Source organism: Peribacillus sp. NPDC060253, assembly GCF_042727425.1.
Classification (GTDB): Bacteria; Bacillota; Bacilli; order Bacillales; family DSM-1321; genus Peribacillus.
Map to the genome: position 1 here is coordinate 1 of NZ_JBHXAS010000021.1, position 15,952 is coordinate 15,952.

A 15,952-nucleotide genomic window follows, 5' to 3' on the forward strand; every position below is an offset into this window, starting at 1 on the left:
ACAATGGAAATTGCCAAGAACGAGAGTGAGGAAACTCAAAGGATTAGGCGTCCCATTTGGAAAAGCATATGAATGGGGAAATAGCAGAAAGGGTTTTTGGCGCATAGCGCATAGTCCTGTTCTAGACAAAACCCTTAATAATGTTTATTGGCACCACCAAGGGTTAGTCAATCTATATGAACGATATACAAAACTACGTCAGACTTAAACTGAACCGCCGTATACCGAACGGTACGTACGGTGGTGTGAGAGGTCGGAGGCTAGGCGCCTCCTCCTACTCGATTATAAGGAGTGTTGATGATGCAGTTTCCGCAAATTAGATTGCAATCCAACTCAATGAAGATCGGATTGAATATCGAACAGCCTGTACAGCAAATAGAACAAAAGCCAGCAGTCCAATCAATTGAACAGCCGCAAGCGATCCTAGAAATCCATACGACCCCAGGCAAGCTGACGATCGATCAGACAAAGGCCAGGGAGGATATGGATTTGAAAAGCCTCTCCAAGCGAGTGGAGGAATTCGCGCAGCAAGGATACCAGGATTGGCTAGCAGGCATGGCTCGACGCTCGCAGCAGGGGACGGAGCTAAGGCACATTGAAAGAGGCGGCAGTCCGCTCGCTGATCAGGCCAAGCAAAACAGCAAAGGGGCGGAGAAGCAATTCAATCTTGGCTGGATTCCCTCCCATTTTAGCGTAAAGCTTGACTACGAGCCGGCACAGGTGGAGATTGAAGCAACTGCTCAAAAACCGATCATTGATGCTCAAATCAATACACCGAACCATACATACACACCAGGCAGTGTGGATGTCGAAATTCTACAAAAAAATGCACTGGGTATAGATTTCATCAATTTATTTCCGGATGAGATAGGTGAGTGAAACAAAGATGATTCTACAAACAAAATTTCATGGCGAAATCGAATTATCGGAAGAAGAGACTTATCGATTTGATAGCGGGATACCGGGGTTTTTAGAAGAAAAACAGTTTTGCTTGCTAACTTTGGATGACACGCCCTTTTTCGTCCTTCAATCAATAGAAACAAAACAGGTAGCCTTCATTATGACGAATCCATTTGATGTATTTCGTGATTACGAAGTGAAGCTTCCGGATGAGGTATTATCTTCTTTACAAATAGAAACGGAACAGGAAGTCGTTACTTTCGTTATATTAACGATTCAGGACCCTTTCAATGAAACGACGGCGAATCTCCAGGCTCCCATCATCATCAATCGCTCTAACAAAACGGGCAAGCAACTTATCATGAGCGGCAGTGAATACCGTACAAAGCACAGACTGTTTGAACCTCCAGCAGAACAGGGGGGAAGTGATGCTTGTATTGACTAGAAAAGTGAATGAAGCGATCATGATTGGCGATGATATCGAAATAAAGATCCTGTCCATCGAGGGCGAACAGATCAAGCTCGGTATCAATGCCCCGAAAAACGTCGATATCCATAGGAAGGAAATCTATCTGTCCATCCAGCAGGAAAATAGCGAAGCCACGAAAACGGAACCCAATCTCCTGGAAAACATAAATGAGTATTTCAAGAAAAAATCGTAAAACCCACTAAATATGTTTCCAAGCAGGTCGATATTACATATACAACGATGGGCAGTGAAATAGGCGGCAGACTTATTCACTGCCCATCGTGAACAACCACATGGATGTGGGAACTTAAAACTCAAGGAGGAAACATAAATGATTATCAATCACAATATCTCAGCTCTAAACACGCACCGTCAATTATCAAGTGCAACGAATGCACAATCTAAATCAATGGAGAAACTTGCATCAGGTATGCGCATCAACCGTGCAGGCGATGACGCTGCAGGTCTTGCAATCTCTGAAAAAATGCGTGGACAAATCCGCGGATTGGATCAAGCTTCCCGTAACTCACAAGATGCGATCTCTTTAATCCAAACAGCTGAAGGTGCTTTAAACGAAACAACTGACATCCTTCAACGTATGCGTGAACTTGCTACTCAAGCAGCAACAGATACAAATACAACAAACGACCGTGGCGAAATCCAAAAAGAAATAAATTCTTTAACATCTGAAATCAACCGTATCGGTAACACTACTGAGTTCAATACTCAAAAACTTTTAAATGGTGAAAAAAGCGGAGCAGCAGTTGCTGAAAAGCCGGCTGTAGCAGGAGAATTCAAAATTGCCTTTGAAGGAAAAAACGTTACAATCGGTGGACAAACATTCACATTCGATGCCGCTGCTGACGGAACAGATAAAACTAAGTTTAAGGATGTAGATCAATTAATTGCTGGAATTAATGATGATGCTACATTGAAAGTTTCTTATACAGCTTCAAAAGATGCTGATGGAAATGTGAAATTGGAACAATTGGCTGGCAAAGAATCAGCTACTGCTCCAGTTGTTACAGGATTAACTGCAACTACAACTAAAGCAGGATCTGAAAAGGTTGAAGCGGTTGCTGCTGATCCAAACAAGAGCCTTAAATTCCAAATTGGTGCTAATGAAAACCAAAGCTTAACACTTGATATTGGAGACATGAGAGCAGAAGCTTTAGGTATCTCTTCAAAAGGAACTGGAAATGCAGACTTAGCAGTAACAGACGGAACTAATAACGTTACAACTGAACAAGCATTAAATGTAGGAACTCATGCTAGTGCTGCTGAAGCAATTACAAAAATTAATGACGCAATTAATACAGTTTCAGCAGAACGTTCTAAATTAGGTGCTAACCAAAACCGTTTAGAGCACACAATCAACAACTTAGGTACTTCTTCTGAAAACCTGACTGCTGCTGAATCACGTGTACGTGATACAGATATGGCTAAAACAATGATGGAGCAAACTAAAAACTCTATCTTGGCTCAAGCTTCTCAAGCAATGCTCGCGCAAGCAAACCAGCAACCGCAGGGCGTTCTTCAATTACTACGTTAATCTTTACTTTGTTTTCATTCAAAAAGACTCAAGATATTTTTATCGAGTCTTCAGTTTGTAAACAAAAAGGTGTCGGAATGCTCTCATTCCGACACCTTTTTTATTGGATTTGCTACCATTATAGAGATATCCATCTCACAGTTCGAGGACGTGTATAGGGTAAAGCTGGTGTGATTTCTTTGTCATAATGGTAGTTTGTAGTTTCCGCTTATTCGTACTAGCTTGCGCATGTGTGGAATCAACAAATATATCTCTACAATCCGTTTTTTTGTAGACTATATTAAGATTCGATAAAAGATAAGTTCAAAATAGTGTAGATAAACGAGCTCTATCTAAATGTTAATACAAAGTTGATTGGAACGGAGGGTGCTAGACTCCTGCGGGAAATGCGAGGCTCCCGGACCGCCCGCGGAAAGCGAGTGCCTGAAGTGGAATGAAACGTTCAAAGTGCAGCTCCTCTAAATTAATGGGCATATGAGTTCTATCTTATATTTAATGCAGAGTGGAGTAAAAACCAACTAGACTCCAGATATTCTTCTGGAGTTTTTTAGTAGAATCTCTATTATAGAAAAGGATCATTCATGATAGTCTGCAGTTGAAACCAAAATCAAAGCTTTACTAAATATAAAATTGTAATTACCGATATAAAAAATAAAGACATCATATTGGGGGCTTTATAGATGATGGAGAGTTTGTCCACGAATATTCTTTCCTCACAACTCAGAACAGCCATCTCGGATGGAATCAGTTCTTATTATCAGCGTGAAATGAATACGCTAGCCTATTCTGAACAAAGTGTGGAATCCAATCAGCCTACAAAAGAAAAGGTGCAGGAAGTGGTTGATAGTTTGAACACCTTCTTGAATCCAACTCATACGGCCGTTCGTTTTGAATATCATGAGAAGCTGGATGAGTATTATGTCAAGGTTGTGGATGACGTAACGGATGAGACGATTCGAGAGATCCCTCCTAAGAAGTTATTGGATTTCTACGCGGCAATGACGGAGTTTGTCGGCATCATGGTAGATGAAAAAATATAAGCAGGTGATCAATTGTGGTACGAATCAGTGGTTTAGCAAGTGGGATGGACATTGATGAATTAGTTAAAAGCATGATGCAGGCGGAACGGGTGCCTTTGGATAAATTAACACAGAAAAAGCAGTATTCCGAGTGGCAGCGAGATGATTACCGCTCGATCAATACGTCTTTATCAGAGTTGGATACGCTCATTCGTGATGGAATTGGGAAGCAGTCTTCCTTTATTAAAAAGAAGGTGTCGGTATCGAATCCAGATGCTGTATCAGTGAAAAATATAAGCTCGACAAGTGATTTTACTGGAAATATCAAAGTGAACGGGCTTGCCAAAGCAGCCACCATGACCAGTACAGATAAATCAGCCGTTACTGATCCGAAAAAGAAACTATCGGAATTGGGTATTACGACACCTCAAGATATTACGATACTGGCCATCAATAAAGATGGAGGCGTTGATACGGAAGTAAAAGATAGGGTAACGATCGAAAAACCTTATACGCTTACCCTTAATGCGGATGATACGTTAGAGAGTGTTATCAATAAAATTAATGCCAACTCGGGTGTAACTCTGTTTTTTGATGAAAATTCGCAGAAGTTTTCCATCACTGCTAAAAATACCGGTGATATAAAAGATCGCCCTGAAATTGAATTAGGGGGTACCGGAGATTTCTTCAATACGCTAAAAATGAGCAATAACAATGAAGGTACTGGCGGCACAATCGGGGAAAATGCATCGATTACTTATAATGGCCTGGACATTTCTCGGCCTTCGAATACGTTTCAAATCAATGGAGCGGAAATAACGATAAAGCAGAAAACGACGGATACCGTCACATTCTCTTCAACAGCTGATGTGGATTCCATCTTGGACACAGTCACTCAATTTGTGAATAAGTACAATGAAATCATTAAAAAGGTTCAGGATAAAACAGGCGAGGCGAAATATCGCTCCTTCACCCCGCTTACAACCGAGCAAAAGAAGGCAATGACAGAGGATGAAGTGAAGCTGTGGGAAGAAAAGGCGAAGAGCGGAACGTTAAAAAGCGATTCGACATTAAAAAGTCTCTTGACCACAATGAGGTCATCTCTGTACACCTCGGTAGACGGGATCACATGGAAAAACAATCTCAGCAGTTTGGGAATCACCACCACCAAAAATTATTTGGAGGGCGGTAAATTAACGATTGATGAGGACAAGCTCCGGGCAGCCATTAGTGAGGATCCCAATGCGATTTATGATATGTTCATGGCGAATGGAACGGAAAAAGGCGAAAAAGGACTGGCGCGCCGTTTGCGGGATGATATACAATCCTCAATGAAAACGATAACGGAAAAGGCCGGGAAAGCTGGATTTGTTAATAACTCGTTTACCATTGGGAAGCTGGTTAACGGATTAGATACCCGGATCTCATCATTTGAAGCAAAGTTAACGAAATTGGAATCGCGCTATTACAGCCAGTTCACGGCCATGGAAAAAGCGATTCAAAAGGCGAACAGCCAAAGTTCATCGTTAGCTTCTTATTTTAGTTAAGGTAAGTCTGAAAGGAAGTTATGTATGGCGATAAATAATCCATATCAATCGTATCAACAAAATTCAATCAATACGGCATCCCCGGGAGAGCTTACATTAATGCTATATAATGGCTGCCTAAAGTTCATCATGCTTGGGAAGAAAGCCATTGAAGCAGGAAATATCGAAGCGAAAAATACGAACATCATAAAGGCGCAAAACATTATCCATGAATTGATGGTGACGCTGAATATGGATGTCGATGTATCCAAAGATATGATGAGTCTGTATGATTTCATGAACCGACGCCTAATAGAGGCGAATGTAAAAAATGATATGGCAGCCTTGGAAGAAGTGGAAGGTCTCGTTACTGACTTCCGGAATACTTGGAAGGAAGTTATTCAGTTGAATCGAAAAAAACAATTTACCCAAAGTGGTCAAGTGTAATGATGATTCAAACCTTTCATGATTTGACTGCTGAATTACTTGCCGTTCTGGAAGATCAGGCGATGGCTGAACGTGATGATAAAATAGAAAGGATCATACAGCTGATTGATCAGCGGGATGAGCTTCTTTCTCAAATCAAGCCGCCTTTTACTGGTGAGGAGCAACAGCTAGGCCGCGCAACGATGTTGCTAAACCAACAGGTCGACCGCTTGCTGATGCTCCAAAAGCAGGAAATACAGAGGGATATCCAGGAAATTAATAAGAAGAAACAATCTTCTAATAAATATACGAATCCGTATGAGAATCTAACAATTGATGGCATGTTTTACGATAAAAGAAATTGATTACCCGACCGTTTGGATTCCAAACGGTTTTTATATTAAATATTTTTAAATTTTCTGTAAATAATTTAGGCTTAATTTTTTCTTTATGGCTAGGCATTTGTTATAATGAAGCTAGGGCAGACATCAACCCTTTCCAAACCTTCCGACAATTGTTTCATAATTTCGACATATTTCATGATGTGTTTCTAAAGGGAACCGGAGGGGTATTGTAGAATCTAACTGTATAGTCTTAATTTAAGGAGGACTCACTTTATGAATTACAACGTACGCGGTGAAAACATTGAGGTAACTCCAGCAATTCGAGAATACGTCGAAAAGAAAATTGGCAAGTTAGAACGATATTTTAACAATACACCAGATGCAAATGTGTTAGTGAATTTGAAAGTAAACAATAATACATCCAAGGTCGAAGTGACGATTCCTATGCAGAATTTGGTTCTTCGCGCTGAAGAGGAAAATGCGGATATGTATGCTGCCATTGACTTGATCAATGATAAGCTTGAACGCCAAATTCGTAAACATAAAACGAAGGTCAATCGTAAATTCCGTAACAATCTATCTACGACTCCCGAGGCATTTGCCTTCAATACGGAAGTTGACGAAGTGGTGGATGAATTCGAAGATGAAAATGATATTGAAGTGGTCCGCAATAAGCGCTTTGATTTAAAGCCGATGGACAGTGAAGAAGCCATTTTACAAATGAATATGCTTGGTCACAGTTTCTTCGTATACACGAATGCGGATACTAACACAACGAACGTGGTGTACCGCCGTAAAGACGGACGCTACGGATTAATTGAACCTAGTTAATGATGAATCCATGATCAAAAGCACAGCCCAGCAAATGGGTTGTGCTTTTTTAATTTGATAGATTACTATTTGTTGATATTTGAGGGAGATTACATAAAAAATGACCGCGTCACTTGTTCTTTAAAAAATACAAAATGATAGATAATTCTTTACAAAGAACTTTTGTTCTTTAATGAGATAAACGGGTCGTTTGGTCTATTCTATTGCCCCTTCCTTTTGTACTATACTCGAATTGTTAGTTCTTTAATAAGAACATTTTATTGTTTATAAAAAACAATTTAATCAAGGTGCAAAGGGGTTGGATTTTTTTATCAAAAGAATTGCCGTGCGTGCCATAGGGCTTCTTTTAGCAGTGCGGAACATGGAAAGTGGCTTTGCCCGACATGTGGTGAGGACTTAACCGTGCAAAAAGCCTTGGATGAACTTACAATGGAGAGAATTAATGTGGCCCATCGAATGAACAATAAGAGCAATATTTACTATTTTGTAAACAAGCGAAATTAAAAGCATAATAAATGAAGTGAATTATCTCAATATTGTAATATTTTGTCGTATAAAAGTTTTGCATTTTGGTAGTTTTGCGACATAATATAGCAATATATGGAGTGCGTTTCCGTTATAATATGATTAAAAGGGATGTATTTGGTAATAAGTACCACGACAAAGGCAAACTTATTGAAAGATGAGGGCGCAAAGGCACAGGTCTAAGGTCCTCGAGACTATGATGGCTGGTCTGCCTGAAATACAAAGAGTATTTTAGGAGGTAGAAGAGGTGGCAAATGTGGAAATGGATCAAGAATGGGTGAAGTTGATTTCAGAAGCAAGGAGCTTGGGTTTTAAAAAAGAGGAAATTAGTGCTTTTTTTGAACGGAAAAGCCTTGAGGTTACATTAGAAGAAAATGAAAGAAGCTAAGTATCGAAAATAACAAGAACATCCCTATAAACAGCGGTTTCATTCATTAGCGGTTTATAGGGTTTATTCCTATAGGTTATTCTAGCAAGTCGAGTTTATTCGAGCTGTATTTTTTAGGATTATGTAGGTAGACTAAAACACTTCTATTCTTCTTTATCTTTTCTCCATTTATTAAATTCGATGAATTCTCTGAACTGTTGTTTTGAAACGCCTGAATTCATAGCTTCCTCAACGATTTTCATCCAGTCAGTGTCCAAATTTTCCTTTTTGGGTGCATCGTAAAGAAGGTCATTAACAGGAATGTTAAGTACGGCGGAGATTTTTTCGAGAAATTGAATAGAAGGATTCGTTTGTAAGTTCCGCTCGAGCGAACTTAAGTAAGACTTGGCCACGCCGGCTTTATCGGCAAGTTCAGTCATCGACATTTTCTTTTCTTCTCGCAGTTTTTTTACACGTTCACCAATCATCAATACCACCTCGAAACATGTTCTTTTTATCTTCTGATTAAAATTATTAGTAGCCCACCTTAAATCATTCAAAACATGAAGCCTGTAAGGTTGGATTACCTTGACATGCTATCGCTAGAGAGTATAGTGCATCTAGTGATGGAAGGTTATGGATAATTTGCATTTGCATGGAATAGTGGGGAGTGTACAATATATTTCTTTACTTCCTTCTATTTTAACAGCTTTACTCCTCATTTATCCAATGTTTTTCGCAAGAATTGAATTCAGATCAATAAGCATGGAAGTGACATGAAGTTGTACCTCTAGGATAGAAGTGGTAAAATTAAGCGTGATTAGTAATGATAGAGGGTGTGTTCCTTCTTACTTATATGAATTTTGTCAAAAATCAATGAACGATCATTACCATAATAGAGGAGCGTTATTGAATGCTTAATATATTAAATAAAGTTTTTGATCCGAATAAGCGAGAAATCAAACGTTTGGAAAAAATCGCTGATCAGGTCGAAGCGTTGTCGGATGAGACGGCTGCGTTATCGGATGAACAGTTGCGTGCTAAAACGGGGGAGTTCAAAGAGCGTTATCAAAACGGGGAAACCGTTGATGATCTGCTAGTTGAGGCTTTTGCGGTTGCGCGTGAAGGGGCAAAGCGTGCTCTAGGTTTGTATCCATACCGCGTCCAAATCATGGGAGGGGCATCCCTTCATGATGGCAATATCTCCGAGATGAAAACAGGGGAAGGTAAAACATTAACATCCACCATGCCGGTTTATTTAAACGCGCTTACTGGTAAAGGTGTACATGTCGTAACTGTCAATGAATATTTGGCACACCGTGATGCCACTGAGATGGGTGTATTGTATGATTTCCTCGGTTTGACCGTCGGATTGAACTTGAACAGTCATTCTAAAGAAGAAAAACAAGAGGCGTATAATGCTGACGTTACGTATAGCACGAATAATGAATTAGGCTTTGACTATCTTCGGGACAATATGGTGCTATATAAAGAACAAATGGTCCAACGCCCACTGCATTTTGCTGTCATTGATGAAGTCGATTCGATTTTGATCGATGAGGCAAGAACGCCATTGATCATATCCGGTGCTGCACAAAAATCGGCCCAGCTCTATATCCAAGCCAATGCGTTTGTGAGAACGTTACAAAAAGACACCGATTATACGTATGATGAAAAGACAAAAGGCGTTCAGCTTACAGAAGATGGGATGAACCGTGCTGAAAAAGCGTTTAATATCGATAACTTGTTCGATATTAATCACGTGACTTTAAATCATCATATAAATCAGGCGTTGAAGGCACATGTTTCCATGCATTTGGATGTGGATTATGTTGTCCAAGAAGGCGAGATTGTCATCGTTGACCAATTCACAGGCCGATTGATGAAAGGCCGTCGTTACAGTGAAGGTCTCCACCAGGCAATTGAGGCGAAGGAAGGCCTTGAAATTCAAAATGAAAGCATGACACTTGCGACGATTACTTTCCAGAACTATTTCCGGATGTACGAGAAACTTTCCGGTATGACTGGTACAGCCAAAACGGAAGAAGAGGAATTCCGCAATATCTATAATATGAATGTCATTGCCATTCCGACAAACAGGAATATCGTCAGGGATGATAGGCCAGATCTTATTTATGCTTCAACTGATGGAAAATTCCGGGCTGTTGTGGAAGACATCGCCGAGCGTCATGCAAAGGGGCAGCCAGTGCTTGTCGGTACGGTAGCTATTGAAACGTCTGAAGTCATTTCAGCTTATTTATCTAAAAAAGGAATCCCTCACGATGTTTTAAATGCAAAGAACCATGAGCGTGAAGCGGAAATCATTGCGAATGCAGGTAATCAAGGTTCAGTTACGATCGCTACGAACATGGCTGGCCGCGGTACGGATATCAAGCTTGGGGAAGGCGTCAAGGAGATTGGAGGCCTTGCTGTCATCGGTACGGAACGTCATGAAAGCAGGCGTATAGATAACCAGTTGCGTGGCCGGTCGGGCCGTCAAGGAGATCCGGGGGTCACTCAATTCTATTTATCAATGGAAGATGAATTGATGCGTCGCTTTGGATCGGATAACATGAAAAACATGATGACAAGGCTTGGCATGGATGATTCCCAGCCGATTCAAAGTAAAATGGTGACAAGGGCCGTTGAATCAGCCCAGAAACGAGTGGAAGGCAATAACTTCGATTCACGTAAACAATTGTTGCAGTATGATGATGTTCTCCGTCAACAACGGGAAATTATCTATAAGCAGCGTTTCGATGTGATGGAAAGTGAAAACCTACGAGAAATCGTCGAAACGATGATTACGGCGTCCATCCAGCGCAATGTTGTCGCGTTTGCACCAATGGGGGATGAGGAAGGCTGGAATTTACGAGGTCTTGTCGATTACTTGAACGGCAACCTATTCAATGAAGGTTCCATCGCGGTAGAAGATTTAGAAGGAAAAAATGAACTGGAATTGGTTGAGTTCATTTTAGCTAAATTGAAAGTAAACTATGACGAAAAAGAAGAAGAGCTATCTGAAGAACAGATGCGTGAATTCGAAAAAGTCATCGTACTTCGTGCGGTCGATAGTAAGTGGATGGACCATATTGATGCTATGGAGCAATTACGTCAAGGGATTCACCTTCGTGCTTATGGACAAATTGATCCACTTCGTGAATATCAATCAGAAGGTTTCGCGATGTTTGAAGCCATGATCGCTTCTATGGAAGATGAAGTCGCCAAATACATCATGAAAGCTGAAATCCGCAATAATTTAGAGCGGAAGGAAGTCATAAAAGGACAAGCGGTCAATCCGAAGGAAGAAGACGGGGGGAAAGTGAAAAAAGCCCCGGCCCGTAAAAAGGAAGACGTTGGTCGAAACGCGTTATGTCCATGTGGAAGTGGAAAAAAATATAAGAATTGCCATGGTAATTTAGGCTAAAGTTAGGTGTATAATGATTATGAGACGGTTAAGTGGAAGACTTGCCGCCTCTTTTCATGTTTAATTTGCATAAAGCAATAGATTTGCATATAGTTTGAAGAGGCTTATTTGTACTGATGCGAACCCAACACAGGGTTTTTTAACATACTTAATGAGGTGAAGAGAAATGGAATTAGCAGAAATTAGAAATGAACTCGAAAGAACAGCGCAACGATTAACGGACTTTAGGGGGTCTCTTTGACTTAGATGAAAAAGAGGCACGAATCGCACAGCTAGAAAATGAGATGACACATCCCGATTTTTGGAATAATCAGCAAAAAGCACAGACTGTCATCAATGAAACGAATGCATTGAAAGAACAGGTCAATCAATTGTCCGATCTGAATGAATCATATGAAAATCTGGATTTGACGTATGAACTTGTGAAAGAGGAGAATGATGAGGAACTTTTGGCAGAGCTGGAAGAGGAAATCACCGTTCTTTCACAAAAGATGAATGACTTTGAACTTCAACTTTTACTAAGTGAAGAATATGACTCGAAAAATGCCATTCTTGAACTGCATCCAGGTGCAGGCGGAACGGAGTCCCAGGATTGGGGTTCGATGCTGCTTCGTATGTATACAAGATGGGGTGAGAAGAGAGGCTTTAAAGTGGAAACCCTTGATTACCTTCCAGGTGATGAAGCGGGGATCAAGAGTGTCACTTTACTTTTCAAGGGCCATAACGCCTACGGCTATTTGAAAGCGGAAAAAGGCGTTCACCGTCTTGTTCGTATTTCTCCTTTTGATTCCTCTGGACGGCGCCATACATCATTCGTTTCTTGTGAAGTCATGCCGGAATTCGACGAGACGATCAATATAGAAATACGTACGGAAGATTTGAAGGTAGATACGTACCGGGCAAGTGGTGCAGGTGGTCAGCATATCAATACGACTGACTCGGCGGTCCGGATCACACATTTACCTACCAATACAGTGGTGACGTGCCAAAACGAAAGATCACAAATCAAAAATAAGGCTCAAGCCATGAATATGCTGAAAGCCAAACTGTATCAACGTGAAATTGAACAGCAACAAGCGGATTTGGATGAAATTCGCGGTGAGCAAAAGGAAATTGGCTGGGGAAGCCAAATCCGTTCATATGTTTTCCATCCGTATTCCATGGTTAAAGATCACCGTACGAGTGCGGAGACTGGAAACTTGGGATCTGTCATGGATGGGGATATCGATATGTTCATTGATGCGTACTTACGTTCAAAATTATAAGATGTGAAAGCCGGACCGGTATCCCTGGTCCGGCTTTTTTTATGATTTCCTTTACATGGGACCCACCTCACTGTCTCTTTAACGGTCATCTGGCTGACATTTACAGGATATGAAAAGGGATGCTACATTCCGTACAGCCAATACTAGATAATAATGATGGTTTGAGGAGACAATATAGAATGAGAAAAAGATACCGGGAGCCGAAGCACCCTTACATGCAAAAGTTAATGGAGTATGGATTGGTGATTGTGGGTTCGGCCATAATTGCGATTGGCTTTAATGTATTCTTACTGCCTAACCAGGTTGCATCGGGCGGGGTCAGTGGGATAAGTACGATTCTCAGGTCAACTCTCGGTTGGGAGCCAGCTTATGTATTGTGGGGGTTTAATATTCCTTTGTTCGTTGCTGGGCTTATCATACTGGGAAGACATTTTGGAGCCAAAAGCCTTATTGGAACCTTGTTCTTGCCTCTAGTGGTATTTCTGACAAAGGATTGGGATGCATGGACGAATGATGCATTGCTTGGTTCGATTTGCGGAGGGATGATGGTGGGACTGGGGCTAGGGATTGTCTTTCGCGGGAAGGGATCGACAGGGGGAACGGATTTAGCTGCCCAGATTTTTCATAAGTATACCCATATGTCATTAGGGACATGTGTGGCTGTCATTGATGGAATCATTGTCTTAAGTGCTGCGATCGTTTTTGATATAGAAAAAGGGCTTTATGCATTAATTGGGTTATATGTGACAAGTAAGACGATTGATCTTGTTCAGGTCGGCTTGAATCGTTCCAAAATGGCACTGATTATCACGAATAATGAAACGGAAATAAGGGATGCTATCATACATGAGCTTGACCGGGGAGTAACAGGGATATCCGGGTATGGCGGCTATACGGATGATACTCGTCCGATATTGATGTGTGTAATAGACCAATCGGAATTCACCAAATTGAAACAATTGGTGAAACTCGTTGACCCTAAAGCGTTTGTCATTGTAATGGACGCATCGGAGGTACTTGGGGAGGGTTTTAAACTAGATTGAAATTGGTATAATGTTCTTGTATTGGTACGAAAAAGAGGGGGTAAATTCATGAAAAAGAAATGGTTAGCCTTATTTTTGGGTACTTCTTTGGCCTTGGCCGCATGTGGCGGGAACGATGATGCCGCTGATAAAGAGCCTGCAAGTGAAAATAACGAAACGACAACAGCAGGTGCTGGTGATGCCGCGAAAATTTACGAAAACAAATGTTCAAGTTGTCATGCAGTGAATCTCGAAGGTGGCGTGGGGCCGAATTTAACGAAGGTTGGATCGAAACTATCAAAAGCTGATATCGAAAAAGTCATTGCAAATGGTCAAGGAGCAATGCCAAAAGGAATAATTCAGGGAAAAGAAGCGAGCATGGTCGCTGAATGGCTTGCTGATCATAAGTGATTACCATCGAAACGTTCTGCAACAGCAGAACGTTTCATTCAGCCTCCTTTAAAATCCTCTAAACACCTCACATTAACCCCTTTACAAGCAATCAAATTCTTGAATTATTACGTAGATGTTGATTTATGTCTAACTGAAATGAAACTGTAATAATTTTTATGCTTAATTTGACAAAATATGATGTTATAATGTTTCTGTGCTCAAGTAAGAGAGATTTCCTGTCAGATTTCAGTGAAAAATGTCGAAAAAGCCGTTAGTACATAATGATAATCCAAGCAAATTAGGTGGTTTTAGAATGATAGAAATGATAGATGTGAAAAAGACATATCCAAATGGCGTCATTGCCATCAATGGAATCAATGTGAAAATAAAGCCAGGCGAATTCGTTTATGTAGTTGGTCCCAGCGGTGCCGGGAAATCAACCTTCATCAAAATGATGTATAGGGAAGAAAAGCCGACAAGTGGTAATATCTTGGTCAATGGCCTTAGCCTCCCAAGTATCCGCAATTCGAAAGTTCCTCTATTCCGCCGTAATATCGGTATGGTATTCCAAGACTTTAAACTCCTTCAAACATTCACAGTTTATGAAAATGTAGCATTTGCCATGGAAGTTATCGAAAAGGAACCAGAAGAAATCAAAAAGAGAGTTATGGAAGTTCTGGATCTGGTGGGCATTAAACATAAAGCTAGAATGCTCCCTTCCGAGCTATCTGGCGGAGAGCAGCAAAGGGTTGCAATAGCCCGTTCGATCGTCAATGATCCTAAGGTAGTCATTGCCGACGAGCCTACAGGGAATCTTGATCCTGAAACATCGTGGGAAATCATGAACATATTTGAAGAAATTAATAAACGCGGAACAACACTTGTCATGGCTACTCATAATAGGGACATCGTCAATAATATCAAACGACGTGTCATTGCCATTGAAAGTGGAAAAATCGTTCGCGATGAACATCGAGGTGATTACGGATATGAAATTTAGAACATTGCTCCGTCACTTCCGTGAAAGTTTTAAAAATATTGGCCGTAATGGATGGATGACGTTTGCTTCAGTCAGTGCAGTAACAGTCACTCTAACATTGGTTGGCGTCTTTTTAGTGCTCATGATGAATTTAAATCATATCGCGGGAAATGTGGAGAAAGATGTCGAAGTTCGTGCGCATATTGATAATGCAGCGAATGATGACGATATAAAAGCTATTGGTAAACAAATTTCGGAAATGAACGGGATTGAATCCATCATCTTCTCTCCAAAAGATGAAGAGCTTACCAATTTAATAGATGATTTAGGTGATAATGGTAAGGCATTTAAACCATTTGAACAGGACAACCCATTAAGAGACGTTTATATTATCAAAACGAAAACTCCGCAAGATGTCATCAAGGTGGCAAAAGAGATCGAGGGCTTTGAATATATCCAAAGTGTCAAATATGGACAGGGCTACGTCGAGAAACTATTCTCTTTCGTGAATATAGCGAGAAACATAGGGATCGTTCTTATTGTAGGATTACTATTCACTGCAATGTTCCTGATCTCGAATACGATTAAAATTACAATTGTAGCTAGAAGAAAAGAAATTGAGATTATGAGATTAGTAGGAGCAACGAATACATTTATCCGTTGGCCATTCTTCTTGGAAGGACTTTGGTTGGGAATCCTCGGTTCTATTGTACCAATCGGTCTGATTTCTGTACTCTATTACAATATTTATAAATATGCAGCACCACAGATTACGTTCAAATTCGTGGATTTGCTACCTGCAAGCCCGTTTATTTATCAAGTTTCGGCCCTCCTCATTGTAATAGGCGCCGTTATCGGAATATGGGGCAGCTTGATGTCCGTCAGGAAGTTCTTGAAAGTATAAAAT

Annotated in this window: 17 protein-coding genes, 1 pseudogene and 1 riboswitch; of the genes and pseudogenes, 17 read left to right on the forward strand and 1 reads right to left on the reverse strand. The window is 40.7% G+C overall.

What is annotated here, in order from left to right:
* The 11 genes and pseudogenes from ACFWE9_RS08005 to ACFWE9_RS08055 all read left to right on the forward strand — a co-directional run.
* Positions 1 to 208, forward strand: a pseudogene (locus ACFWE9_RS08005) (group II intron reverse transcriptase/maturase); the annotation flags it as partial.
* Positions 209 to 300: 92 nt separating this feature from the next.
* On the forward strand, positions 301 to 879 hold the full coding sequence (locus tag ACFWE9_RS08010; RefSeq protein WP_230159045.1) for a DUF6470 family protein: 579 nt from the start codon (positions 301 to 303) through the stop codon (positions 877 to 879).
* A gap of 7 nt (positions 880 to 886) precedes the next feature.
* The gene (fliW, locus tag ACFWE9_RS08015; RefSeq protein ID WP_377356392.1) at positions 887 to 1,345 is read left to right on the forward strand and encodes a flagellar assembly protein FliW; all 459 of its coding nucleotides are present in this window, start codon (positions 887 to 889) and stop codon (positions 1,343 to 1,345) included.
* Positions 1,329 to 1,562, forward strand: coding sequence for a carbon storage regulator CsrA (csrA, locus tag ACFWE9_RS08020; RefSeq protein ID WP_230159044.1), 234 nt, complete (start codon positions 1,329 to 1,331; stop codon positions 1,560 to 1,562). Before fliW ends, csrA begins: the two co-directional genes overlap by 17 nt.
* Before the next feature lie 138 nt (positions 1,563 to 1,700).
* Positions 1,701 to 2,921 carry a flagellin N-terminal helical domain-containing protein gene (locus ACFWE9_RS08025; RefSeq protein WP_230159043.1) on the forward strand — a complete coding sequence of 407 codons (1,221 nt, stop codon included), beginning with the start codon at positions 1,701 to 1,703 and terminating at the stop codon, positions 2,919 to 2,921.
* Positions 2,922 to 3,601: 680 nt separating this feature from the next.
* On the forward strand, positions 3,602 to 3,961 hold the full coding sequence (gene flaG, locus ACFWE9_RS08030) for a flagellar protein FlaG (protein ID WP_230159042.1): 360 nt from the start codon (positions 3,602 to 3,604) through the stop codon (positions 3,959 to 3,961).
* 14 nt (positions 3,962 to 3,975) lie between these two features.
* Positions 3,976 to 5,487 carry a flagellar hook-associated protein 2 gene (locus tag ACFWE9_RS08035; protein ID WP_377356358.1) on the forward strand — a complete coding sequence of 504 codons (1,512 nt, stop codon included), beginning with the start codon at positions 3,976 to 3,978 and terminating at the stop codon, positions 5,485 to 5,487.
* A gap of 24 nt (positions 5,488 to 5,511) precedes the next feature.
* A complete protein-coding gene (fliS, locus tag ACFWE9_RS08040) occupies positions 5,512 to 5,913 on the forward strand; it encodes a flagellar export chaperone FliS (protein ID WP_230159040.1) in 402 nt (133 codons plus the stop codon).
* On the forward strand, positions 5,913 to 6,257 hold the full coding sequence (gene fliT / locus ACFWE9_RS08045; protein WP_230159039.1) for a flagellar protein FliT: 345 nt from the start codon (positions 5,913 to 5,915) through the stop codon (positions 6,255 to 6,257). The genes fliS and fliT overlap by 1 nt, the downstream gene beginning before the upstream one ends.
* Before the next feature lie 252 nt (positions 6,258 to 6,509).
* Positions 6,510 to 7,067, forward strand: a complete 558-nt coding sequence (gene hpf / locus ACFWE9_RS08050) for a ribosome hibernation-promoting factor, HPF/YfiA family (RefSeq protein WP_230159038.1) — start codon at positions 6,510 to 6,512, stop codon at positions 7,065 to 7,067.
* Between the two features lie 655 nt (positions 7,068 to 7,722).
* A riboswitch (cyclic di-GMP riboswitch) is annotated at positions 7,723 to 7,808 on the forward strand.
* Positions 7,809 to 7,839: 31 nt separating this feature from the next.
* On the forward strand, positions 7,840 to 7,980 hold the full coding sequence (locus ACFWE9_RS08055; RefSeq protein WP_230159036.1) for an anti-repressor SinI family protein: 141 nt from the start codon (positions 7,840 to 7,842) through the stop codon (positions 7,978 to 7,980).
* Between the two features lie 143 nt (positions 7,981 to 8,123).
* Here the strand turns inward: ACFWE9_RS08055 and ACFWE9_RS08060 are convergent, their stop codons facing one another.
* A complete protein-coding gene (locus ACFWE9_RS08060) occupies positions 8,124 to 8,447 on the reverse strand; it encodes a helix-turn-helix domain-containing protein (RefSeq protein WP_230159035.1) in 324 nt (107 codons plus the stop codon).
* 425 nt (positions 8,448 to 8,872) lie between these two features.
* Between ACFWE9_RS08060 and secA the strand changes: the two genes are divergently transcribed.
* The 6 genes from secA (at position 8,873) to ftsX (ending at position 15,949) form a co-directional block, all read left to right on the forward strand.
* A complete protein-coding gene (secA, locus tag ACFWE9_RS08065; protein WP_230159034.1) occupies positions 8,873 to 11,386 on the forward strand; it encodes a preprotein translocase subunit SecA in 2,514 nt (837 codons plus the stop codon).
* Positions 11,387 to 11,552: 166 nt separating this feature from the next.
* A protein-coding gene (gene prfB / locus ACFWE9_RS08070) for a peptide chain release factor 2 (protein ID WP_230159033.1) occupies positions 11,553 to 12,651 on the forward strand; the annotation gives its coding sequence in 2 pieces (ribosomal slippage) (positions 11,553 to 11,615 and positions 11,617 to 12,651; 1,098 coding nt in all).
* 215 nt (positions 12,652 to 12,866) lie between these two features.
* Positions 12,867 to 13,694: a YitT family protein gene (locus ACFWE9_RS08075; protein ID WP_377356393.1), complete on the forward strand. Its 828-nt coding sequence runs from the start codon at positions 12,867 to 12,869 to the stop codon at positions 13,692 to 13,694.
* Between the two features lie 48 nt (positions 13,695 to 13,742).
* Positions 13,743 to 14,084 (forward strand): cytochrome c551, encoded by a 342-nt coding sequence (gene cccB / locus ACFWE9_RS08080; RefSeq protein WP_230159031.1) that lies wholly within the window; start codon positions 13,743 to 13,745, stop codon positions 14,082 to 14,084.
* A 295-nt stretch (positions 14,085 to 14,379) separates the two neighbouring features.
* The gene (gene ftsE / locus ACFWE9_RS08085; protein WP_230159030.1) at positions 14,380 to 15,066 is read left to right on the forward strand and encodes a cell division ATP-binding protein FtsE; all 687 of its coding nucleotides are present in this window, start codon (positions 14,380 to 14,382) and stop codon (positions 15,064 to 15,066) included.
* Positions 15,056 to 15,949 (forward strand): permease-like cell division protein FtsX, encoded by an 894-nt coding sequence (gene ftsX, locus ACFWE9_RS08090; protein ID WP_230159029.1) that lies wholly within the window; start codon positions 15,056 to 15,058, stop codon positions 15,947 to 15,949. Before ftsE ends, ftsX begins: the two co-directional genes overlap by 11 nt.
* The last annotated feature ends 3 nt before the right edge of the window (positions 15,950 to 15,952 follow it).